The 22,168-nt window shown below is 66.5% G+C and carries 22 protein-coding genes; 8 read left to right on the top strand and 14 right to left on the bottom strand.

Annotation, left to right across the window (positions count from 1 at the left end):
• Positions 1-47: 47 nt before the first annotated feature.
• The 4 genes from ACZ42Y_RS06645 to ACZ42Y_RS06630 form a co-directional block, all read right to left on the bottom strand.
• On the bottom strand, positions 48-1,505 hold the full coding sequence (locus ACZ42Y_RS06645; RefSeq protein WP_058370719.1) for a glycosyltransferase family 2 protein: 1,458 nt from the start codon (positions 1,503-1,505) through the stop codon (positions 48-50).
• Positions 1,502-2,005, bottom strand: a complete 504-nt coding sequence (locus tag ACZ42Y_RS06640) for an exosortase/archaeosortase family protein (protein ID WP_464735321.1) — start codon at positions 2,003-2,005, stop codon at positions 1,502-1,504. Before ACZ42Y_RS06640 ends, ACZ42Y_RS06645 begins: the two co-directional genes overlap by 4 nt.
• Positions 1,998-3,275, bottom strand: coding sequence for an ArsR family transcriptional regulator (locus ACZ42Y_RS06635; protein WP_058370721.1), 1,278 nt, complete (start codon positions 3,273-3,275; stop codon positions 1,998-2,000). The genes ACZ42Y_RS06640 and ACZ42Y_RS06635 overlap by 8 nt, the downstream gene beginning before the upstream one ends.
• Before the next feature lie 226 nt (positions 3,276-3,501).
• Entirely contained in the window at positions 3,502-4,248 is a 747-nt protein-coding gene (locus tag ACZ42Y_RS06630; RefSeq protein WP_464735320.1) for a phosphoglycolate phosphatase, read from the bottom strand.
• Between the two features lie 579 nt (positions 4,249-4,827).
• Here ACZ42Y_RS06630 and ACZ42Y_RS06625 point away from each other — a divergent pair.
• The 5 genes from ACZ42Y_RS06625 to ACZ42Y_RS06605 all read left to right on the top strand — a co-directional run bounded on the left by ACZ42Y_RS06625 (position 4,828) and on the right by ACZ42Y_RS06605 (position 9,951).
• Complete coding sequence (locus ACZ42Y_RS06625) at positions 4,828-5,280, top strand: helix-turn-helix domain-containing protein (RefSeq protein ID WP_464735319.1); 453 nt, start codon at positions 4,828-4,830, stop codon at positions 5,278-5,280.
• 372 nt (positions 5,281-5,652) lie between these two features.
• Positions 5,653-6,369 (top strand): hypothetical protein, encoded by a 717-nt coding sequence (locus ACZ42Y_RS06620; RefSeq protein WP_464735318.1) that lies wholly within the window; start codon positions 5,653-5,655, stop codon positions 6,367-6,369.
• Between the two features lie 139 nt (positions 6,370-6,508).
• Entirely contained in the window at positions 6,509-7,696 is a 1,188-nt protein-coding gene (locus ACZ42Y_RS06615) for a S24/S26 family peptidase (protein WP_464735317.1), read from the top strand.
• On the top strand, positions 7,689-8,369 hold the full coding sequence (locus ACZ42Y_RS06610) for a hypothetical protein (protein ID WP_464735316.1): 681 nt from the start codon (positions 7,689-7,691) through the stop codon (positions 8,367-8,369). Before ACZ42Y_RS06615 ends, ACZ42Y_RS06610 begins: the two co-directional genes overlap by 8 nt.
• A gap of 19 nt (positions 8,370-8,388) precedes the next feature.
• Entirely contained in the window at positions 8,389-9,951 is a 1,563-nt protein-coding gene (locus ACZ42Y_RS06605) for a hypothetical protein (RefSeq protein WP_464735315.1), read from the top strand.
• Positions 9,952-9,960: 9 nt separating this feature from the next.
• Here ACZ42Y_RS06605 and ACZ42Y_RS06600 read toward each other — a convergent pair whose 3' ends face one another.
• Both ACZ42Y_RS06600 and rbcL read right to left on the bottom strand, forming a co-directional pair.
• A complete protein-coding gene (locus ACZ42Y_RS06600) occupies positions 9,961-12,417 on the bottom strand; it encodes a C25 family cysteine peptidase (RefSeq protein WP_464735314.1) in 2,457 nt (818 codons plus the stop codon).
• Between the two features lie 68 nt (positions 12,418-12,485).
• Positions 12,486-13,802, bottom strand: a complete 1,317-nt coding sequence (rbcL, locus tag ACZ42Y_RS06595) for a type III ribulose-bisphosphate carboxylase (RefSeq protein WP_058371389.1) — start codon at positions 13,800-13,802, stop codon at positions 12,486-12,488.
• A 228-nt stretch (positions 13,803-14,030) separates the two neighbouring features.
• On the opposite strand from rbcL, the gene ACZ42Y_RS06590 reads away from it, so the two are divergent.
• Positions 14,031-14,186, top strand: coding sequence for a hypothetical protein (locus tag ACZ42Y_RS06590; RefSeq protein WP_168371276.1), 156 nt, complete (start codon positions 14,031-14,033; stop codon positions 14,184-14,186).
• A gap of 3 nt (positions 14,187-14,189) precedes the next feature.
• Here the strand turns inward: ACZ42Y_RS06590 and ACZ42Y_RS06585 are convergent, their stop codons facing one another.
• From ACZ42Y_RS06585 to cobB, 3 genes are all read right to left on the bottom strand, one after another.
• Entirely contained in the window at positions 14,190-14,597 is a 408-nt protein-coding gene (locus ACZ42Y_RS06585; protein ID WP_058370730.1) for a hypothetical protein, read from the bottom strand.
• A 71-nt stretch (positions 14,598-14,668) separates the two neighbouring features.
• Positions 14,669-15,088, bottom strand: a complete 420-nt coding sequence (locus ACZ42Y_RS06580) for an HIT family protein (protein ID WP_464735313.1) — start codon at positions 15,086-15,088, stop codon at positions 14,669-14,671.
• Positions 15,089-15,278: 190 nt separating this feature from the next.
• Positions 15,279-16,043 (bottom strand): NAD-dependent protein deacetylase, encoded by a 765-nt coding sequence (gene cobB, locus ACZ42Y_RS06575; RefSeq protein WP_058370732.1) that lies wholly within the window; start codon positions 16,041-16,043, stop codon positions 15,279-15,281.
• A 102-nt stretch (positions 16,044-16,145) separates the two neighbouring features.
• Here cobB and ACZ42Y_RS06570 point away from each other — a divergent pair, with 102 nt between their 5' ends.
• Both ACZ42Y_RS06570 and ACZ42Y_RS06565 read left to right on the top strand, forming a co-directional pair.
• Positions 16,146-16,451, top strand: a complete 306-nt coding sequence (locus ACZ42Y_RS06570) for an ACT domain-containing protein (protein ID WP_058370733.1) — start codon at positions 16,146-16,148, stop codon at positions 16,449-16,451.
• Between the two features lie 16 nt (positions 16,452-16,467).
• Positions 16,468-17,856, top strand: a complete 1,389-nt coding sequence (locus ACZ42Y_RS06565) for a DUF711 family protein (RefSeq protein WP_464735312.1) — start codon at positions 16,468-16,470, stop codon at positions 17,854-17,856.
• Here ACZ42Y_RS06565 and ACZ42Y_RS06560 read toward each other — a convergent pair.
• The 5 genes from ACZ42Y_RS06560 to ACZ42Y_RS06540 form a co-directional block, all read right to left on the bottom strand.
• On the bottom strand, positions 17,845-18,627 hold the full coding sequence (locus ACZ42Y_RS06560) for a hypothetical protein (RefSeq protein WP_058370735.1): 783 nt from the start codon (positions 18,625-18,627) through the stop codon (positions 17,845-17,847). The genes ACZ42Y_RS06565 and ACZ42Y_RS06560 overlap by 12 nt on opposite strands.
• Before the next feature lie 98 nt (positions 18,628-18,725).
• The gene (locus ACZ42Y_RS06555) at positions 18,726-19,316 is read right to left on the bottom strand and encodes a helix-turn-helix domain-containing protein (RefSeq protein ID WP_083494492.1); all 591 of its coding nucleotides are present in this window, start codon (positions 19,314-19,316) and stop codon (positions 18,726-18,728) included.
• Between the two features lie 71 nt (positions 19,317-19,387).
• The gene (gene amrS, locus ACZ42Y_RS06550) at positions 19,388-20,488 is read right to left on the bottom strand and encodes an AmmeMemoRadiSam system radical SAM enzyme (RefSeq protein WP_168371277.1); all 1,101 of its coding nucleotides are present in this window, start codon (positions 20,486-20,488) and stop codon (positions 19,388-19,390) included.
• A 124-nt stretch (positions 20,489-20,612) separates the two neighbouring features.
• Positions 20,613-21,032: a hypothetical protein gene (locus tag ACZ42Y_RS06545; protein ID WP_058370737.1), complete on the bottom strand. Its 420-nt coding sequence runs from the start codon at positions 21,030-21,032 to the stop codon at positions 20,613-20,615.
• A 234-nt stretch (positions 21,033-21,266) separates the two neighbouring features.
• Positions 21,267-22,127: a hypothetical protein gene (locus tag ACZ42Y_RS06540; protein ID WP_464735793.1), complete on the bottom strand. Its 861-nt coding sequence runs from the start codon at positions 22,125-22,127 to the stop codon at positions 21,267-21,269.
• Positions 22,128-22,168 lie beyond the last annotated feature (41 nt).

The raw sequence follows: 22,168 nt of genomic DNA, 5'->3' as shown, positions 1-22,168 counted from the left end.
TCTAGGCGGCCTCCGGCTTTAAAGCTGCCAGCACGGCTCTCCAGCAATCATGCAGCGCCCCATGTAATCCTCTCGCGGAGCAGCGCTCTTATCATGGCATCAGTCTTAGCCACCGCCAGCAGCGGGATGTAGAGGAGCGTGTATATGAACGCGTAGGGCGCTATCCTCACGGCACTCCCTGCCCCGTACTCGGCCCCATACGCTACTATAATGCTGAGAGACCCCATTATGACCGTGGAAGCCAGCGCGGCCAGATAGGCTGCCAGGAAGACCGGCAGGGGGAGGGCCAGCACCTCTAGCCCGAGCAGCCCGTAGACAGCCACTATAGCTGCCAGCGTTATGTAGCCGGCTACATGGAGCAGGGGGAGGAGATACTCGACGCCCAGAAGGTAGACAGCCAGCAGCCGCCCATAGAGGTAGGAGGCGTGCCCAGCCCTCCGGAGGCCCAGCAGGTTTGCATGCTTGAGGAGAACCTGGAGGCCCCCAGCATACCAGCGTATCCGCTGCCTATAGAGGCCCCGGAGGCTCGAGGGCGTGATGGTGTAAGCCACGGCGCTGTGCTCGTAGCCGGTCCTCAGCCCCCTCTTCCACACCATTACGGTGAGGTCGAAGTCCTCCGCTAGAGTGTCCTCCGGTATGCCACGCTCAGCCAGGGGCTTCAATACTATGGAGCGGAAGGCGCTGAACGCGCCCGAGAGTATCAGCGTGGCCCTGCTGACCGCGTCCTCCATGAAGCGGCCCAGCTCAAAGCCGAGGAAGTACTCTATGCGCTGCATCCAGTAGAGGAGGCCCCCATGCCCGGCCGGGATGAGGCGGCCGCACACGGCCCCCAGCCCGTCCTCGTAGAGGAGCCTGGACACGAGCCTCCTGACCGCGTCCCTCTCCGGCACCGTGTCAGCGTCAAGGACGATTATGACGTCTCCAGTGGCTCTCCGTATACCCGTGGTTAGCGCCTCGGCCTTCCCCAGGTTGACCTCGTGCCTCACAGCCCTTATGAACGGGTACCTCCTAGCATAGCTGCTCACTATAGACCAGGTGCCGTCCGTGGAGCCGTCGTCAACGATTATCACCTCCATCAGCTCCCTCGGGTAGTCCTGATGGAGGAGGGCGCGCAGGACACGGCCGATAACCTGCTCGCCATTGAACACCGGGATCTCTACCGAGACCCTCGCCGGTATCCCCGGGTGCAGCCGCCCCCCGGGATGAGCCTTGTAGACCCTGGCCAGCACGAGCTTACTGAAGACCCTCGACGCGTAGAAGGCTGCCGTCACGCCCCCGATGAGGCTGTAGAGGAGGACGACCAAGGGGAGCCCCGGGCTAGCCGCGCCCCGGCCGAGGTGGAGGGCCTCCACCAGCCGGTCCATGATCACGCGGGCTAGGAGGAGCCCTAGGGCGAACCAGAGTACGCCCCCGGCTATCCCCACGAGCCTGGTCTGCCACCTGGCTGCACTCCCCAGCCTGTAGCCCTTCCCCGCGGTCATTGAGCCCTCTACGCTACCGGTCACAGCCTCCCCCCTCTCCTAATGACCTCTGCCGCCTCAAGCGAGAGGAGTAGCGCCACGCTGCCGAGGAGGAGCAGGGGCCCGGCAATACTGTGCATCGATGCCGCAGCCTCCACGCCAAGCTTCTCAGCGGCAGCGGCTACGAGGAGTATGCGCAGTATGTTGGCGAGGTATATGACGAGGAAGCCTGCCGTGAGCCAGTAGAGCCTCCTCCAGGGCCTCATGGGGAGGAGCAGCGAGGCGGCTAGGAATATCGTGTAGGATACCAGGCCGCTGCAATGCCAGTCTATCCTAAGCCCGACCACCTCCCCGCCGCGGATGATGTAGATAGTCCTCCCCACCCTTACATGGCTCACCCCGGCCAGGTCCAGTATGGCGCTCAGGCTGGCCGCCTCCACCTCCAACGGCCTGTCGCCGGCCAGGCCCGCCGCAGCCCAGACCAGGACCGCGGCCGCTAGGGCGGCAGCCGCCCGGCCGGCCAGCCTGCCCAGCAGCCTAGGCATAGGCCTCGCCACCGCGGGCTAGAAGCCTGGGTACCAGCCTAAGGGCCCAGTCGGAGAGCCGGTAGCCGTAGCCGGCCTCCTCCACGACGTTATGCACGCGTAGAACATCGATATGGTGCTTAACGGTGGACTTGCTCATGCCCAGAGCGCGGGCGAGCTGAGATATACTGGCAGGCGACTGGAGCAGCGCCTCCGCTATCCGGCGCCGCGGCTCAGCCTCGAGGAGGAATGCGAGCACGGCTTCAACGGCTCTCCCCCTCCTATAGTATATCTGCGTGTTCAGCACCCTGCGGGTCTCGAGGAGCCCCGCGTCCACGAGCAGGGTTAGGTGCCAGAGCGCCGGCGTCCTCTTCAGCCCCAGCTCCCTCACAACCATGCCGAGCGTCACGTAGCCCCGCCTCTCAGCCAGCTCCAGGATCTTAGCCCTCACCGGGTGCTTGGCGGCGTCCGCCCCGCGTATTCGGTGGGCCAGTACCGCTACAGCCGCCCAGGGCCTCATGAGGTGCCGGAGCATCCTCTCTCCACGGCTGCTGCTGGAGCTAGACTGGGCGGCGGCAGCGCTGAGGGCGGCGGCGACAGCTGCGGCGGCCAGAGCCGTGCCCAGGCCCCCGGCCAGGTAGCTGTGGAGGGCCCGGACCAGCCTGGTGAACCCCTTCTCCCCGTCGATGGTGGGCCAGACCGGGTTGAAGAAGAGGAGCACCAGCCTCCCACGGCCATAATGCATCGCAACTATCGCCGGGTCGCCGTCGCTGAACCGCGCCAGCACCCTCCAGCCCGCCTGAGGCAGGACGCGGAAACGGCGGTACTTCCACGTCTTGTACACTATGCTCGCCGGAGCACCGTGGAGCTGGAGGCCGAGGGAAGCGTGGATAGCGTGAACACCGCTCCCCTCATCCTTAGCCACCAACCCTACTCTTGCGAGCACGCCCGGCTCGTAGACGCTGATAGCCCGCAGCGTGTTGTAGCCGAGCACCACGGTGGCGCCCTTCTCCGCGAGCTCTAGCAGCCTCTCCCCGAGGCCCCGGGGCCAGCCGCCGCAGCTGGGGGCGTTGTAGTCGAGCACGTACACGTAGCCGGGGACCGTGTCCGGCAGCACGCACTTCGCGGGCGTGAACCCGGCCCCAAGCTCCTCGAGGAAGAGTAGATCGCCCCGGTCGCTCGCCAGGAATACTGCCCCCTGCCCCGCCAGGGCCGGCGCGGCTGCAGCGGCCGCAAGCGCGGCGGCCAGCGCCACCGCCACTGGCTGGAGCCTTGCCCCCACCCTGCCCATAGCCGTGTACACCCTAGGCTCCGTCGAACAGCGCCCCAGTCCTCCTGGCGGCCGAGGCTGCCCCCGGGGCCTCGGCCCCTCCTAGCCCTCCCGCGAGCGTAATGCAGCACAGCGCCGGTGCGGCTCCCGGGCCCCCGGGGAGCCCTCTGGTATAGCTGTGCGCGACCGGCCTTATAGCGGGGATAGAACGGTGCTCGAACACCCAGGGGTACGGGGGCCCGAGGGGCTAGAGGCTCTCGAGGATGGCCCTGGCGAGCAGGGCCACGCCGCTACCGCTCTCGCCGGGGAGGACCAGGTCCGCCCCCTCCCGCAGCCTCGGGTCCGCGTTCCCCACGGCGGCCAGGGTTACGCCCGCATCCCTCATCTCGAGGTCCATGGCCGAGTCCCCGACGGCCACCACGCAGCCGGGCTCCAGCCCCGCCATGCGCATGGCCACCCGGAGCCCCAGACCCTTGCTCGCCTCCAGCGGCCTCACGTGGAGCGCGTAGCCGCTATGGCTCAGCTTGGCCCGGAGCCCCCTCTCCCGGAGCACCCTCTCCGCCATCCTCCAGGCCTCCTCCGGGCCCACGCGGCGCACCAGGAACGCGTAGTCGTGGATCCTGCACCGGTTCTGCCAGCTCGGCTCCAGCAGCCCCCCGAGCTCCTCCTCCAGCGCCTCCGCGGCAGCCCTCGCAGTCCCCCGGCAGGCGTGGACAACGCTGCCACGCTGGTAGACCAGGCACCCGTTCTCCGCCACATGCGGGCCCCGCACCCCTATGTACCGCGCGACCCCCGCAGCCACCATGACGGAGTTCCCGGTGACAAGCATAACCCGAACCCCGGCATCCTCCAGCCTCCTCAGCGCCTCCACAGCCTCCAGGCTCAGGCGGAAGTCGCCGCTAACCCTCCTCTCCGTAATCGTCCCGTCAATATCCACCGCAACCCCGCAAACCCTCCCAGGGAGGAGACGGGCCAGCTCACTCGCACTAGCCACACCCGCCAACACAGCCCCCAGGAGGCGCCCCCGGCCCCTGCCCCGCAGTAATTAGGATTCAAGCCCCCAGGAAGCAGGCACGGCAGCCCCGAAGACGCCTAGGTGGAGCACTGGCGCGGAACACGTGATGCCGGCGCCGAGCAGCCCTGTAGACCCCTACAGGCAACCAAACAATTACATGGTAAATCTCATAATAGTTTATTCCAAGCCTTAATACGTATTTATAATTCGGTTCGAGATACCGCGGCCTAATAACCGACTATAAGCTATAAACGGAATGGCCAGGACCCCGGGTGTCACCCGGCGAGGGCGGCAGCCGGGGCAGCTCACCCCAGGAGCCCGGAGGCGATCGATCGCCTCCGGGCTCCTGGGGAGGCGCCTCACACCGCATTACAGGACCTTCCTCTCTCCCTTTATAAATTATGTTATTCCTTAGTGAAGGATGCCCCGGGATTCCATGCGCCTCCCCTGCGGGCTTGTGGAGCTGTCTCGAAGCTGATTGTTCGAGAAACCGTCTAGCCTACATATAATGGTGTGCCCCAGCTTTCCTGGCGGATTAGGAGTTGCATAGATTAGAGTGTGCAGAGTACTAACATTACAGTTGTGATGGTTGTGATGGAGGTAATATTCGTGGAGGAGCACCCGCTCCGGGCCCGGATACTCCAGCTGCTCAAGGAGCATGGCGCGGTATACTATAGCGAGCTCCTGCGCAGCCTTGAGGCCCCGCGGGCTACGCTCAGCTGGCACCTCTACGTGCTGCTGCGGGAGGGGCGTATAGGGGCCATCCGGTACCGTAGGTATACCATCTACTACCTCCGGGGCCGCGAGCTCGAGGCCGTCAGGAGTATAGCTGGGAGGGATAGGCTGTTCTGCAGCGTTCTACGCGACCTGGCGGCGGGCGCCCGGCCGGAGGAGGTGGCGGCTCGCTACGGGATAAGCGTCAGGGGGCTAGAGGGCCTGCGGGAGCTCGCCAGGAGGCTCCGGGGCAGGCTCGATGAGGTCTGCGGCGAGGAGCAGAATGTAGGCGAGTGAATGGCTCCCAGGCCAATCCCCGGGCTCTCCACGCCCGACCCCCCAGCCAGGCCCCTGCCCGGGCGGGGGTGGAGGGGCCCCGAAGGGATAGGGGGCTGGAGACACGTCCCCTAGGGGCAGCGTATCCGGCGGCCAGGGGGATGAGGCCCCTGCCCCCAGGCCTCCCCTCGGGGAGCCTCCACTGCATCACCCTGGCGGCAGTCTAGGGGGCTCGCAGCCGGCCTCCGCTGGAGGCAGCCCTCCCCTGCGGCACCCCTGGGCACTCCCCCGGGGCTCTAGAGCAGTAGTGTTCGAGAGCCGTACTATACCCCTTATATTGGCTGAGAGCCTCCCAGAGGCCCCGGCGGCCATGGAGTTCGGAGGTGGCTGGCGATGAGGCTGCAGGGCAGGCGCAGGGCAACCCTACTAGTCATCCTGGCGGCGGTGGCAGCCCTGTCGGTAGCTAACGCGAGCGTTTTCGCCTACCGGACACTCTATGGCAACGTCAAGATAGCTGATATAACGCAGGGCCAGGACCAGACCAGCATAACGCAGTATGGCCTGGCATGCGTAGGCTTCTACACGAGCGACTCTATAAAGGATCGGGGTGTGCTGCCCACCGCGGGCACGAACTACAACGCTGCGCCGATAGGGACCACGAGCACCGGCGGCTGGTACGGCGTGAAGGTAGTCCCCGGAGACGTTGCCTGCAGCTGGACAAACACGAGCACCAATAACACCAACACGCTCTACAAGACAGCGACAGTGTATATAAACGTCACTAACGGTGACTGGTACTTCAAGGACATACTCGGCTTCGGCTACCCCAACATAACGAGCAGCCCAAGCCCCGCCTACGTGATAGTGCGTGTCGAGGGAGCCCTCAGCAACACCAACATAACTAAAGCTCTACTGAAGATATACGATGCTAGTAGCGGGAACCTCATAGGGCAGATAGACCTGAAGAACAACGGCGACTACATCAACTTCACGCTGACGCCCGGCCAGGGAGTCCAGATAGACCTGGATCTCTCCGCCACCGGTGCTGTATCATCCGACAGCTTCACAGTGAGGTTCTACATATCGCCGAGCAGCGAGCAGCCTAGGTAGCCGGCACCCGGTGGCCGGGGTTAGCTCCCTCTCTTTTTCCACGGTCTTTGCCGCCTCTTGCATCTGCTTCACCGCGCGGCTCCCAGAGGGTCTCGGGGGCGCCGGCCCCAGCAGGGGTGCTTGATGGTGCAGAGACGCCATGCCGGGGCTTGCCAGGGCTCTGGGCTACCTAGCGGCTGGTGTGCTGCTAGTCCTCCTCGCGGGTAAGATGCTCCGCCTACCCGTGGCCCTCATGATTGTCTACGGCACCTCCATGGAGCCTACGTTTGAGCCCCTGGACCTGGTTCTCGGGGTGGAGCCTTGGCTGGCTGGGGGCGTGGAGAAGGGCGATGTAGTGGTCTGGTGCCTTCCGGGCGACTTCTGGAGGAGCAGCTGCGTCGTCCACCGCGTGGTGGACCTGGTGAACACAAGCAGGGGGGTGCTGGTGGTCACTAAGGGCGACGCGTTGGATGTCAGCGACCCGCCGGTCCCCATGGAGAGGGTTGCATATGTTGTAGTCTACCGGGCTCCCCGGAGGCTCGTTCTCCCCCTGCTCGCTGCTGCAGCCGCCGCGGCTGCAGGGTACTACTACCTCTACCTCCCCTACGTGACCCACCGCCGCTACGCGCTGGAGCCCGGGGCCCCGGCGCTGCTCATGGTGCTCGCCTACGCCCTCTTCAACATCGCCTACGTGGGCTCCGGCATGCTAGACGCCTCGCCCGTCATCATCGACCTCCCGAGGGTCTATGGGGAGCATCTATCCTTCAACCTCTCGGCGGGCCTCCTGACGGTGAAGCTGAGCTACAATACTAGCCTCCACCCCTCCGGGCTCCCGAGCTGCAGCCTCGTGGGCGGGTTCAACGCGTCGCCGGTGGTCGAGGGCTTCAGCGCCCAGCCCGGGGAGGCGGTGATGGCTATACGCATCCCCCAGGAGGCTTTCATGGAGCTATGGCTCCTGGACACCAGGCGGGTCTCCAGGACAGCGCTCCCGCCTCCCCCAGCGAAGGTGGCTACCGGGCTCATGCTCCGCTGCAGCCTAGACTTCGACAAGGGGGTTCTCGAGGACACCTACCCCGTAGCCTTCTCATGGTCCGAGCCCGTGGTGGAGGCCTCCGGGAAGACCCTGGTCCTCGGGAACCACAACCCGGTGCCAATCCCCGTGGAGGTCGTAGTCTACGCGCCCAGCCCCGGGGGAGGGTATAGGCTGGTCCACCGGGAGAGGCTCGTCCTAGACCCCTTCACCGTGGAGAGGCTCGACCTCTCCAAGCTCCCCGGGAGCCTCCGCGCCTACGTCCGCTACACCTTCCTAGGCCACTTTAGGAGCGTAGGGGTGACCCTCCATGGCTAGCGGCTGGAACGTGTACGAGGCACGGGAGGCAGCCCTCAGGGCCTCCAGATACTACATGCTGGGCAGAGCCGCCCGGCTGGGAGTTGCAGCGGCCTCCCTGCTGGCCATAGCATCCTCCCTGCTGGTGCTCTTGCTGGCCCTCACCCCGCTCTACCGGTTCCAGGGGATTATGCTCAGCGGCTGGATCAGGCTCACCGGGTACCAGCTGGCCCTCTACGACGCCCCCCTCCGCGTCCCCGTGCTCGACTCCCTCGTGAGGCTCTCCTTCACCCTTGTGCTCGGCCCCCTGCTCTCAACAGCCCTCGTCTCCCTAGCCCTGGCCTCCACAATCATGAGCCCCAAGGTGCCCAGGGTCTACCTCGAGGCGGCGGCGGCCGGCTACGCCGTAGCCGGGCTCACAGTAGCCCTACTCATATCCTTCCTCCGCGTCCTCTTCAGGGACATAATACCCTCCATACCCCTCGGCGGCCGCTTGCCCACAGCCTACGGGGTCTTCACCCTCCGCGGCTCGAGCGGCTGGTACACCGACGCGGGGCTCCTAGCCCTACGCCTCTGGAGCCTCTACCCCCTGCTCGCAGCCCTCCTCATAGCCGCCGCCGCGGCCCTCGTATACTACCTGGCACGCTACTACGAGGACCTCCTCGAAGAACCCCTCGTCTACAATACCAGCTAGCCGGGGAGGAGGGAGAGCCGTGATGCGCGGGGAGCGCAGGAGGCTAGCTCTCGCGGCCCTGGCTCTAGCCATGCTAGCGCTTGTGGCCGACGCCACGCTCTTCGCTGTCAGGAGCCTAGAGGGGAGCGTCCACGCCGAGCCAACCTGGCTGATATGGTACCAGGATCCCGGCACCCCGGGCGTGGTAACGAGCATAGATGGGCTGGAAGCTAGCGCGACCGTGGAGGTGCCGACGGGCATAGTGCTTGAAAAGAGGCACGCAATCTACTACGACACGTTCGACCAGCAGCCCAACTTCACATCCTCACCATACTGTAGCGGCGTCCTGGAGTGGAACCAGACGGGCCACTACATGGTGGTAAACATAAGTGCCCTTGGATGGTATTATGACTGGTGGTATGGTGTTTACCAGCTTCCTAGGTGGTACTGCTACTTCTACCCGTCAAGCCTCGATATAAGCAGCTACGTGGCCAACGGTAGCGGGGTCTACGCGGCAGCCATAATGTGGCGTAATGGATACTACTATGTTGGCGATTGGCTGCGCGTGGGTTTCGCATACGCTAACGACACCACCTGGGATAGCTACCTCATAGGCCTACGCGATGAAGTTCTCGCCAATCTTACCGGCGATAATGCTAATGCTACAGCGTATTACTACAATTATTCTCAGGGGACGTACTACGTCTCGTTGCTGAACGAGTCGTCTCTCCCAAGCGGCGCGTATGGCTTCGAGGGACTATACCACCATAACATGAGTGCCGGTATAGACTTCAACGTATGGGATGCGGGGTTCTGGAGCATAGGCCTTACCGTGAACTCTTCGAGCACGCTGCGAGCGCTCAAAGCCTATATAAACGAGTCGTATAGGTTCACGCCTAATCGCGTCGGCGTGGGCGTCGACACAGAGTATATCTACGCCTATACCCTCGATGGACTTCCATACATATACTTTGACAACTTTGTTGTCACTGTTGACGCTTATCCCTGGCTGGTTAATGTCACGGGGCTCTTGCCCGGCTGGAGGGTTGTGCTGCTGAACTCTACCGGCGGGGTGGTGGACGAGGCTACCGCTGGGAGTGATGGCGTTGCCTCGCTGAGCGTCTGGGGCTACCTGATAGTCCCCAACGCCTCGATAGAGGTCTACGACGACCAGGGCCGGCTGGTGGCCAGGGCGAGCTTCAGCTACGTTGTCGGCGGCGACGTCTACAGGGTTGAGCGCTTCGCCGGCAGGGTGCTAGACATCTACTCGGACCTCGCCCAGGGCTTCGTGACGTGGCTCGAGCTCGTGGACACCAACTGCACCCTGCTGGACAGCGGCCATGTCTACATCTTCCTCTACAACTCGTCGGGGGCCGCGGCGGCGCCCATAGAGGTAGTGGACGGGGTCATAGTGTCCAGCAGCACCGGCCAGGTCCCGGCCGCGCCTACGGGCTCCGGGGGGAGCTGGCTGGCCGGCTGGATATGGGCCACCGCCTACCTGCCCGGCGGGGCCCGCTGCTTCGTCGACCTTAGGGAGGTGTTTGAGGTGGCCCCCGGCGTCTACACCTACGGCCGCGCCAGGATAGTCTTTAGCGCCCGGTAGAGCCCCCCTCTAGCCTCCTGCCCTCCTCCTGGCCGCTGCCGCGGCTGCAGCCGCTGCCGCCAGCGCTGCTGCTAGGAGCGCGGTGCCCGCGCCCGCGCGCGGGAGCGGGCTGGGCTTCTCGGCGGGGCTGGCTTCGGCCAGCCTTGCGGTGAAGGGCGTGGTCATAGTCCTCCACTCCCCGGCGGGCAGCTCCACCCGGAATAGCCTGGCCAGCTTGGCCTCAACGCTCTCCACGAACTCGCCGCCGTAGATTGCGTCGTAGCGGTGGACAGGCTCCACGGCGGCCACCGCGCCCCGGGCCCGGGGCCCGAGCATCGCGAGGGGCAGGGTGTAGCTCGTGGAGCCGCCCGGCAGCAGGGTGGCGGCTGTACCGTTGAGGGTTAGGAGTAGCGGCTCGTCGCCCACGGTCTCCAGCACGTCTAGGCCCCGGAGCACCAGCGTGCCGTTGCCTGCGTCGAGCCAGGTCCCGGCCGCGACCAGGTAGTAGGCCGTGGCCCTCCCGCCCCACATGGCGACTATCCTGACTAGGCCGGGCGAGTCGAGGGGCAGCCTTATCCTGGCCACGCACTCCCCGCCGCTCCTCTTGACGCTGGCGTCGAGCCTCCGGAGGCCCAGCAGGTAGACCCCCTCCACCCGGTAGACCGCGTTGGCCGCGATGCTGTCGGGGCAGGCCCCCTGGAAGCCCAGGGCTACCTCCGTGGAGCCGCCGGGGTTGAAGGCCGGCAGGCTGCCGGAGGCGTAGCGGGCCAGCGGCATCGCGAGCAGCGCCGCCCCGACCCGTATGCTCCCCCTGGGCGGCACCAGGCCCGGCGGCTCCCCCTCGCCGCCGGCCCCGCCGCTCCTCCAGGGGTTGGGGGCCGCCGGGTCCCCGAGGAACGCCGCCTCGCGCAGCACCAGCTCGCCTATGTCCTCCTGGCCGCTGGTGAGGTAGGCCCGGTAGTGGCTGGCGGGCGACACGGCGTAGGCGTTGAGCGCCTGGAGCCAGGCGTCGCCGAGGGTGTCGGCGGAGCCAAGGCTGCGGAGGAAGAGGAGGAGGGGCGCGTCGGCCCCCGCCAGGCTCACCTCGACGCCCCTGTCGCCGGCGCTGACCCCGTCTATCACCTCCACGGCTATCCTGGTGTAGCCCAGGTAGGCCACCGCGTCGCCGCGGCCGAGGAGCGCGTCTGCGAGGCTCGGCGGCTTGAAGGGCGGGTCTACGAGGTCGTAGTCCCAGAACGCTGAGCGGCAGGCGGGGGTGACGAAGACCCCGGGCTCACCCGCCGCGGTGACCTGGTCGCTGCGCAGCTTCTCCTCGAAGTCGTAGTTCCACAGCCCGCCCGGCACGTAGTCCAGGAGCGCGTTCCCGGCCCCGTGGGTGACCAGATAGTAGAGCCCGTAGTCTCCCAGGCGGCTGGCGAACCCCGTCCCGGTGTAGCCCCCCAGGCTGAGCATCATGACGTCGGGCTTCAGGGGGAGCCCCGAGGCCTCCTCGAGGGCCTTCACAACCGCGGCCTCGCCCACCATGAGGTCGGTGGCGAAGGGGGCTCCGCCGGCTAGGAACGCCTCCCCCTGCCAGCTGCCCCCCTCGACCCACCTCCGCAGGGCCTCGACGTAGGCCTGGAGCATGCCCCGGTCGGTGAAGGGTATCCTGCCGACCGCGAGCTCCGCCAGCCCGTCGTAGTTGGGGTCTGCGTAGTAGTAGTCGGTGGGCACAGCCGCCTCGTCGGGGCCCACTAGCTCGCGGAGGATGGGGCTGCAGTAGTAGATGGGGGGCACGTCCCTGGCGCCGCCTATTATGAGCACGTACCTGGCCCCCTTCCCCGCGGCCTCCCGGAGCATGGATACTATCCTGAGCGCCAGGTCCATGTCGTATTTGGGTCCGTTCTTCCCCGGCCTGCACGCCCCGGGGGGCTGCGGCGCCGGCTTGTAGCTGGAGCGTATCTCGTCCACGGTCACTATCCTGACGCTGAGGCCCTGGCTCTCGTGGATCCTGGCTATCTCCCCGGCGGCCTCCAGGGCGGCGGGCTCACCGGGCACGACTATTATCATCGAGGCTGCGCCGCCCGCGGCCTGGCGCCCGGCCCCCGCCTCCTCCAGCACGACCTCTACGGTGGAGCCTGGCCTGCCCGGCACCCAGGCGTAGAGCTCCACCCCCCAGGGCCGCTGGACAAGCCTAACACTGGGCCCCAGGCTCTCCGCGGGCGCGGCTACTGCGAGCCTGCTGAGCCTGCTCCATAGCTCGGGGTCTGGTGTGAAGCTGAGGAGCAGCGGCCTTGGGTTGGCGGCCCTGGGCTCCCAGCCCTGGACTCCTGCCACCCGGTAGCTGCCGGGTGGGAGCACGGCGTGGATGTAGGCCCAGCCGTCGCCACCCACCCTGGCCGTCAGTACCACCCTGCCCTGCTGGCCGCCCGTGGCGGCCCCTGCGTGGGCGTGGATTAGCAGGGCGAGCAGCAGGATGAGGAGCGCCGGCGGGAGTAGACGCCTCAAAACCATCCAGCCCCTGGGGGAAGGGGCCCCGCCCAGTATAAGAAGGGGGCGCCGGCCTGCAGCGGGGGCTAGACGGGGCGGGTGTGGCCCCACTTCTCCAGCGCCCGGGCCAGCTCGCGGTGCTTCTCGGCATACTCCTCGAGGGGCACGCCCTCCACAGCAGCCTCCACCGCCTGCCTCATCGCCGCCGCGCCCGCCCTGGGGCCGTCGGGGTGGCCTATGACGCCGCCGCCCGCCTGGATGATTATGTCCAGGCCCAGGCTCCTTATGACGGGCTCGATGTTGCCCGGGTGGAGGCCGCCGCTGGAGACGGGGAGCACCGGCCGGAGCCCGGCCCAGTCCTGCTCCATGTGGATGATGTCGCCCTCCCGTGGCTTGTAGACGGGCTCCCGGAGCACGCGGGCGTACTCGACCACCTCCCCGGCCCGGGCCTCCATCTTGCCGACGCCGGGCGTGCCCACGTGGAGGTGGTCGAGCCCCGCCAGCCTCCCGAGCTTCGCCACCACGAACATGGAGACGCCGTGCCGGGGGTTCCGGGTGAACGCGGCGTGGAAGGCGCGGTGCCCGTGGATCGCTAGCCCGTATTCCCCGGCTAGCTCCCTGGCGTGCTGGAGCGCGGCCCAGCCGGCGGTGAGGAAGTCTATCATTATGAATTTGTTGCCATAATCCGCGACCAGCTTGATCCTCCGCTCCATCTCCTTCACTGGCGCGGTCACGTTGGCCAGGTAGCCCTTCCTCTCCCCCGTCTCCTTCTCAGCCCTCTCGACGGCCTTCATCACCTCCCGGAGCCTTGCCTCGAACCTGCAGAGCCGCTGGCCGGCAACATTCTCGTCATCCTTCACGAGGTCCACCCCGCCCGCGAGTATCTCGTAGGCCGTCCTCCCATACTCCTCGGGGGTGTACCCCATCTTCGGCTTGGGCACAGTGGCTAGGATGGGGCGGCTCTCGACGCCGAGTATCTTCCTCACGCCCTCTACCCCGTGGCCGGGGCCCGGGAAGCTGGCGACGTAGCCGCGGGGGAGCCTTATCTCCTCTAGCCGCAGGGCCTCGACAGCCCTCATGCCGAAAACGTTGCCCATGACGCTGCTTGCCAGGTTCGGTATACTCCCCTCCTCGAAGAGCTCCGAGGGGTAGGCTATCCAGACGAGCCAGCTCCCATCCCCCAGGCTGTGGAACCGGTATGCCCTGGCGCGGAGCCGGTCGTAGAGGCTCGGCTTAACGCTAAGCGTGGTCCAGGTCCCCACGCTGCTCTCAGCCGCCACCCGGGCGGCGGCGTCGCGCACGCTGAGCCCCTCAGCCGGCGCGACGCGGAACACGGCGACGAGGTCCCCGGGGCCGGGCTCGTAGCCCTCATCCACGAACTCCTGGTAAGCGTCGCGCGGCACGCTGGGCACCCACGCACGTACGCTCTGCTCCCTGCATGGTGTAGGAGGAGCCCGGGGGGCTCCACGTAGAGCCGGCACCACGAGCCCTCATAAACCCTGGCAGAAGCCTGCCCGTGCTACGGGCTCATCCCGGGGTATTAGCGCGGCCATGGAGCAGGCCTCTTGCTCCAAGGCCATGTAGCTTTAAAACCCCGGCCCCTGCTAGCAGAGGGCGGAGGATAGAGGGCAATGCCTGGTATGGGGGCGCGCCGCCTCCACGTACTCGCGCTGTTCCTCTCCATAACCGGTGCCCTAGCCTTCGCGCTCGAGAACAACCTCGCGGGCGCTCTCCTCGCCGCGCTGTTCGCGGTGCAGAGCGTCCTGTCCCTCTTCTCGGGCAGGTAGCCTCTAGGCCATCTTCATCAGCACCGGCGCCAGTATCCTCCGGGCCTCCGCCTCCGCGTCCCCCTCCCCGTAGCTGCGGAACCGGTAGCGCCTGCCCAGCTCCCTCAGTATCTCGGGGCCGGGCTCGAGGACCCCCATCTCGACTAGCTCCTGCAGCAGGTCGGCCGCCAGGGCGGCGGTGTACTGGGCGCTCTCCACACCCCAGCTGATCTCGCCCCTTGTTTCCTCTATTATCCTCCTAGCCTCCTCGGCCACGCTCGCCGGGGTTATGGGCTTCTCCTTCTCCCGCAGCTTAAGCGCCGCGACGAGGGTTAGGAGAAGCTTCCCCCTCCTGCCCGCCTCCTGGAAGTCCTTTAGGAGCCGCTGCAGCGCCTCTCTCAGCTCGGCTATGGCCCTCTTGCCCGCCGTCATCCCGGCGCCCCGGGGGAGGAGGGCCTAGAGGGTGGGTGAGAGTAATAACGTGGCGCCCTCAGCCCCTGGAGCTAGTGCTCCAGGTGCCTCTTTATCTTCTCCCCTATCTCCCGCAGCTCCTCCATGCTGGGCTTGGAGCGGCTGCAGTCCATCTGGCAGCCGTCGCCCTCGAACCTCGGCACTATGTGGAAGTGCACGTGGAATATAACCTGGCCCGCGGCCCGCCCATTATTGGCTACAACGTTGTAGCCCTGGGCGCCCACGGCCTCGACGATCCTCGGCGCCAGCTTCTTAACCACCCGTATCAGTGCAGCCGCTTCCTCGTCGCTGAGCTGCTCGAGCCGCTCCACGTGACGCTTAGGCACGACCAGTGTGTGGCCTGGGTTTATCGGGTATATGTCGAGGAACGCCACCACGTTCTCGTCCTCGTAAACCTTCACTGAGGGCAGCTCGCCGCGGATTATCTTGCAGAACACGCAGTCCTCCGCCACAGCCCTCCACCCCTGCGCGGGGAGAAGCTCTTCAAGGATCCGTGTAGAGGCTAATCCCGCCGCCGGGCTCAATCGTTCTTAAAGGCTCCGCTCCTCTGCACCGGAGGCTGCGGCCCCCGCTGGGCGGAGAGGCGGGTGGCGGGGCTTCTCGACTGCTGCAACCCCGCCCCGAGCTGCCCAGCCGCCTCCCCTACCGGGCCCCCATCATGGCTTCGAGCTCCCTGGCGGCGGCTGGCAGTATCTCGCCGGCCCTACGCCTCGATACGAAGACTGCGAGGCTGTCGAGGCTGGTCGGCTCCAGGTTGATTATTGCCAGTCTCGCGCCCCTCCGGGCGGCGTACTCTGGTATCAGGGCGGCGGGGTAGACTGTGAGGCTGGAGCCGACCACTAGCACGAGGTCCGCGCGCCCGGCCTCCCGGTAGGCCTCCCGCAGCGCATCGTCCGGCAGGGGCTCGCCGAAGAACACGGCGTCGGGCTTGAGGACGCCGCCGCACCGGGGGCAGCGGGGGAGCCTGCCCTCCTCCACCTCCCTCAGCGCCTCCTCGAGGGGGACGCGGTGGCCGCAGCGGGTGCAGCGGGCCCAGCGGAGGCTGCCGTGGAGCTCTATAACCCTCCTGCTCCCCGCCGCCTGGTGGAGCCCGTCAATGTTCTGGGTTATGACAGTCTTTACGACGCCGAGTTCCTCCATCCTGGCCAGGGCGTGGTGGGCGGGGTTGGGCCGGGCTCCGCGGAACCCTGCGAAGAGCTCTGCGAAGAGCCTCCAGACGCCCAGCGGGTCCTCCATGAAGTACTCTATGCTGAAGACCTCCGGGTCCACGCGGCGCCAGAGCCCCTGGGGGCCCCGGAAGTCGGGGATGCCGCTCTCGGTGCTCACCCCCGCCCCGGTGAAGGCTACTGCGTAGCGGGAGCCTGCCAGTAGCCTGGCCAGCCTCCTGGCCTCCTCGGCTAGGCCCATGGCCCGCGGCGCCCCTCCTCCCGGGGGATGGGGTTGGAGCCCTATAAGCCCGGGGCCATGCCCCTAGGCCCGCCTCCCCCGGGGAGGGGCGGAGGACCAGTCATGGACTCCTGTGGCGGGGGGCTCGAGAGGGGCCGCGAGTACATAGCGGTTTTCGTCCACGGCAGGGACCGGCCCGGCATAGTAGCCGGGATAGCTGGGGTGCTTGCGGAGGCGAACGCAAACATAATGGACATCTCGCAGACTGTTATGAGGGGCATATTCACCATGGCTATGGTGGTCGATGTCACTGATGCGAGGCTCGGCGTCGAGGAGCTACGCCGCCGGCTCGAGGAGAAGGCGGCGGAGCTTGGCGTGGAGGTCAGCGTCCACCACATAGACGTGGTAAGGTACCTGGAGAGGCCCTAGCGGGGGTTGCCTGGGCTTGTCTACGAGGTTCAGCGTGTCGGAGATAAGCGAAGTAGCCGAGATGATACGCTACCGCAGCCTGGATGTGAGGAGCGTCACTCTGAGCATAGACGCCGGTGTCTGCTCCTCCCCCAGGCCCAGGGAGCTGGTCGACTGCCTGGCCCGCCTCGTCGAGGAGCATGGCCGCCGCCTACGCCGGGCTGTGGAGCGGGTCTCCTCCAGGCTCGGGGTACCCGTGACCACGGCCAGACTCGCGCTCACTCCAATGGAGCAGCTGCTTGCTCCCGTGGCCGGCTCGCTAGGCGTGGAGAAGGCAGCCGAGGCGGGCTTTGAGGCCGCGGCCGAGATGGAGCGGGCCGCGGAGCGGGCCGGCGTTGACTACATCGGCGGCTTCTCGGCCTTCGCCGACCGGGGTGTGGGGCCCGGCGGCAGGGCGGTGGTGGAGGCGCTCCCCAGGGTGCTGGCGGAGACCGGGAGGGTGATGGGCTTCGTCAACGCTGCCTCCACGATGCTGGGGCTGAACATGGAGGCGGTGGCGGCGGCTGTGAAGGCGCTGCTGAGGGCGGTGGAGGCGGCGGGCTCCCCGCTGCCGGGGGCGAAGTTCCTGGTCACGGTCAACGTTGCGCCCGATATACCGTTCCTCCCCGCCGCCCACCACGGCCTCGGAGAGGCTGATGGAGCGGTCAACGTTGCTATAAGCGGCCCTGGTGTCGTGGCGGCTGTGCTCCGCCCCCTCCCGCAGGACACGCCCCTAGAGAGGCTCTACGAGGAGCTGAAGAGGATAGGCTTCAAGATATCCAGGCTGGGCCAGCTCGTGGCGGAGTGGGTCGCAGCGGAGGCCGGCTACACGCTGGGCAGCGTCGACCTCTCCCTGGCGCCCACCCCCGAGCCTGGTGACAGCATCGCCGCAGTGCTGGAGGCCATTGGCGTCGAGTTCGGCGCCCCGGGCAGCATAGCGGCGCTAGCTATGCTCATAGACGCGCTTCGGAAGGGGGGCGGCATGGGAGTCTGCTGCGCCGGCGGCTACAGCGGCGCAATGATACCCGTCTCCGAGGACAGCGGCATCGCAGAGGCAGCGGCCCGGGGCCTGGCCACCATGTACAAGCTGATAGCTATGACGGGTGTCTGCAGCACCGGGCTCGACATGGTCCCGGTGCCCGGCGACACTGACTGGAGGAGGCTCGCAGCCCTCACGGCGGACGTGCTCGCCCTAGGCATGGCGCAGGGGAAGGTGCTTGGAGTCCGCCTCCTCCCGGCCCCAGGGAAGAAGCCCGGCGACACGGTGAGCCTGGGAGGCCTGCTCGGCGAGGCCCCGGTCATGGACCCGGGGCCGGGCAGGGTGGAGGAGTTCATCGAGAGGGGTGGGAGGATACCGCCGCCCCTACGCAGGCTCCTAGCCGGCTAGCCTCTCCCCCAGCAGCTTCCAGTACTCCTCGTCCCCCAGTATAGTCTCCTGCTCCCTCCTCACCTTGAAGAGCAGCCCCGCCGCGCCACGCCTCACGAAGCCGGCTAGCCGCTCAAGCCTCTCCCTCGGAGGCATGGGCCTCGAGGGGAGCCCGCTCCTCCCGATACTCGCCTTAGCCACCAGCCAGAGCCCCACGTTGCCCGGTGTCGCCAGCTCCCTGACCTGCTCCTTCTCCAGCTCCCCGCCATGAGCCCACCAGAGCTCCCGGACGAAGGAGATGCCGAGAGCCCTCATTATCTTGTCCTCCCAACCGGCGTAGAGCTCGTCAGCCCTCTCCAGCACCTCTCTAGCCACCTCCTCCACGTCGAGGCCCCGGAGGGGCGCCCGGGTCGCGGCGGAGATCAGCGCGGTATCAGCGACGGGCTTAACGCTCCCGTGCAGATAGGCCACTGCAGCCGCGTAGGCGCTGTGGAGCACAGCCTCCATGAACTCCTCCACCGGGTCCCCCGCCTCCAGCGGGCCCTCGCCGAGCAGTATGGCCTCAACCTCGGCAGGCTCCACCGGGTCCGTTGCGACGGGTACCTCGTCCACCACCAGCCAGGGCACGCTCCATACAGAGCGCCCGAGAACCTGAGAGGCGGCGGGCTCCGCCGTGGAGACAAGCCTCACGCTGTCTAGCAGCCCTTTGCCCGCCAGGTGCTTCACGACCTCGTAGCTGCTGGCGCACGTCGGGTGGATGTAGAGCGTATACTTATTATACTCCCCCGGCAAGGCGTGCGCACCGTGTTCTAGTGCTTCCCCGCGGAGAAGACCGGGTATTGTTAAGGCTAGCCGTGGCGCCTAAGGATGCTAAGGAGGAGAAAGCGGGGCTAGAGACTGAGGGCCTCCCTGGCCTCGCGGATAGCCTTCTCGGCCTCCTCTAGCTTGCCGGAGGCCTGGCGGACCGCCTCCCTAAGCCGGCCGAGCTTCTCCCGCATCTCAGTGTTCTCGGCGCGTAGCTGCTTCAGCTCCTCCTCCAGCTTCTTCACCTGCTCGTGGAGCTGCTTCAGCTCCGTCTCGGCCTCCGGGCTTACTATGGGGACCGCCAGCTTCAACTCGCCCCGCGTCAGCATCTCGTAGGTCTCCCGGACCAGCTTGCCCGCCTTGGTCTCCCCGCGGAGGTGGCGGCGTATCGTAGCCTCGGTGCGGCCCAGCTCCTCGGCTATCTGGCTCACAGTGTACCCGGCCTTCTCCATGGCGAGCGCTGCCGCCGCCACCGCGAGGCTGTCGACCCAGGTGAGGAACTCCTCCTTGTTCAGAGCAGCCTTTATAACGTCCGGCCTGAACATGGTGCCTATTATGAGCATTGCCTCGAGCTGCCTAACCTCCCTCTTGGAGACGGGCTTGACCGGAACCTCTACCGGCAGGGAGACCTCGCGTAGCTTGAGGCCCTCCTCCTGGTTAGACTCCTGGGCGGCCATACGTACACCCGTAATATGGTGTAGGGGGCTCCTTGAAATAAAAAGCTGTCCTCCATGCCCTCGGGCCCACCCTAGTATATCATGAGGGGCAGTATGTCGCCGCCCCCGCCATGGAACCTGCCTCTTATGTTTATCCTGTAGCCGCACTTGGGGCAGCGGTTGTCCCGGGTGAGCCTCCAGGCCAGTATAGCGAAGCCCCTCCTCTCTATCACCTTGTAGCCGCAGCGTGGACAGTAGGTGCTCTCAAGCGGGTGGCCCCACACGTTGCCTATGTAGACGTACTGTAGACCCTCCTCCTTCGCCGCATTGGCCAGCCTCTCCAGGGTCTCCACGGGTGTGGGCGGCACATCCCTCATCCTAAAGTCTGGATGGAAGCGGAGCAGGTGGAAGGGCGTCTCCGGGCCGAGGTTCTCGACTATCCAGCGTGCGAGCCTCCTAATATCCTCCACTCGGTCCCCATACTTGGGCACCACCAGGTTGGTGACCTCTATGAACCAGCCGGCCTTCTTCATCTCCAGCAGCGCGGTGTAGATTGGGGAGGGGTCGGGGACAGCCATAAACCTGCGGTAGAACTCGGGGTTCCCGCCGCCCTTGAAGTCCACCGTGGCGGCGTCCATGTAGGGGGCTAGCGCCCTTATCGCTTCGGGGGTGGCGTAGCCGTTGGTCACCATCATGTTGAAGAGCCCGTGCTTCTTAGCTATCTTAGCTACATCCCTCATGTACTCGAAGAATATTATAGGCTCGTTGTAGGTGTAGGCTATCCCGTCGGCCCCATACTCTAGGGCCTTCTCTACGACCTTCTCGGGCTCCACGTAGCGGCCGTAGAGCCCTCTCTCGAGCCGGGACTGGCTTATCTCCCAGTTCTGGCAGAACTGGCAGTAGAAGTTGCAGCCCACAGTGCTTATCGAGAGAACCTGGCTCCCGGGCTCGAAGTGGAACATGGGCTTCTTCTCTATAGGGTCAATATTCATCGCCGTGAGCAGCCCGTAGACGAGGGTGTAGAGCCTACCCCCTACGTTCTTCCGGACCCCGCAGACCCCATACTTGCCCGGCGCTATGATGCAGCGGCGGGCGCAGAGGTCGCAGCGCACGTAGCCCGGCCTATCCCGGAGCGGCACCCACAGCTCGGCCTCACGCACATAGGGACGCCGGGGCAGGCTCTCCTGCCTCACCTGCCCGCCGGAGGTAGTGGACGCCACAGCCTGCTACCCAGCCTTACGGATGGGCGCCGGCCCCGTATCAACGATACCCCAGCCCTGGCGCCCCCGAGAAGGGGGCCCGCGCGCCGGCCCCTCTCTACACATCCCTCGGGCCAGCCGCTGCCTCTACAAGCCGGTCTAGACCCTCCTCAATCCTCATACGGCCCTGAAGCCTCATGACCGGCTCTCCTCCAATATACAGCACCACCGCGGGGCTCGCTATCACGTGGTGGTGGTAGAAGAGGCTCCGGGCGTCCGCGTCTAGGCACGTCTTGTGGAACCTGGTGCACACCACCAGGTATACTTTCAGCTTGGTGCCCAGGGCCTCTCCCAGCTTCTCGGAGAGCTTCTGGAGCACCTCGTTGCAGGAGTGCCTGCACACAACATTAACGAACACGAGTATCGCGCTATCGAGGCCCGGCTGCCCCTTGACGCGCTGCCAGCCATGCTCTGGATCGTAGCTGAAGACGCCCTCCTCCAGCTCCGGGCACAGTAGCGGTCCACGGGCCTCAGCCAAAGCCGCTCCCGCGAATTTCAGCGAGGTTTTCGCAAGATTTCCAATTAGCTTTGCGCTTATGGCCCGCGGGCCCCTGGCGCCCGGGGGCTCGGGCGTGTAGGGGGCGTCAGGGTCGCTCCACCACTCCTCATCCAGGGGGTGTTGGCGTCGGCACGTCCCTACTACCTCACCCGCCCCCTGGTGGTCCAGGGTGCCCGCCCACCCGGTGCTAATATAGCCGTGGCCCTCCGGGGCTTAGGGTAGGCTCCTTAGCTTCTCGAGCCCCTTGCCGGGCTCCACCCTGTAGACGCCCTCCAGCTCGACCGTCTCGAGGGCCAGCCCCTCCTCAAGGGCTAGGTCGCGGAGCGTGCTTGATATGTATCCCGCGGCGCCCTCCGCCTGGAAGCCTATGGGCTGGTAGTACCTCTTCCTGGCCTCGTCGAGGCCTGGCCTGAGGTAGCCGGTAACGTAGAGGCTCGGCTCGATGCCGTCACGCCTCCTCTCCAGAACCACTACCGCGAGGTCGAGGGCGTTCCTGGTGAACGCCGTGGCCTCTGCCAGCGCCTCCGCCAGCCCAACGCCCATTCTAATCCTTCTTGCGAGTAGCACGGCTAGCATGTGGCTGTCAGTGTACATGTCTGCCTCCAGCCCTAGAGCCCCGGCCAGCTTCTCCTTATCGAGCCCACCGTTGTGGGCTAGGTAGAGCTCGAGGCTGCCTCCGGGCGTTTCCAGCGTGACGGGGTAGGGGTGGGCGTTCAGCGTGCCCCGGGGCTCCCTCCGCCCAGCCCTCCTGGCATGGGCCACCACGTAGGCCTCCTCGGCAGCGGCTATGAGGCCCGCCGCCCGCTCTGCGGCGCCGCTCAGCGCTTCAAGGTTGGCCTTGCAGGCCTCCTCCTCGCCGGCGGCGGGGGTCTTGGCGTCGAACCTCTCGTAGAGGAGCCTCCAGGAGCCCGCCAGCCTGGCGGCTATGAGGAAGCCGTAGCCGTGGCAGTGCCTGGCCTCGCCCCCGGTAACCTCGGCAAGGTAGGGGTCGCCCGATGCGGTCCTCGCGAGGAGCCGTAGCAGCCTTGCCAGGAGCCAGGCGCCGTCCCTGCTCCACGCGGCACCCGCCAGCATGCGGCACAAGGCCCGGCGGCCACCAGGGCTTCGCAAAGGAG

This window comes from Pyrodictium brockii (genome assembly GCF_055379715.1).
The sequence above is the reverse complement of the archived record's forward strand: the minus strand, read 5'-3'. Positions and strand labels throughout refer to the sequence as shown.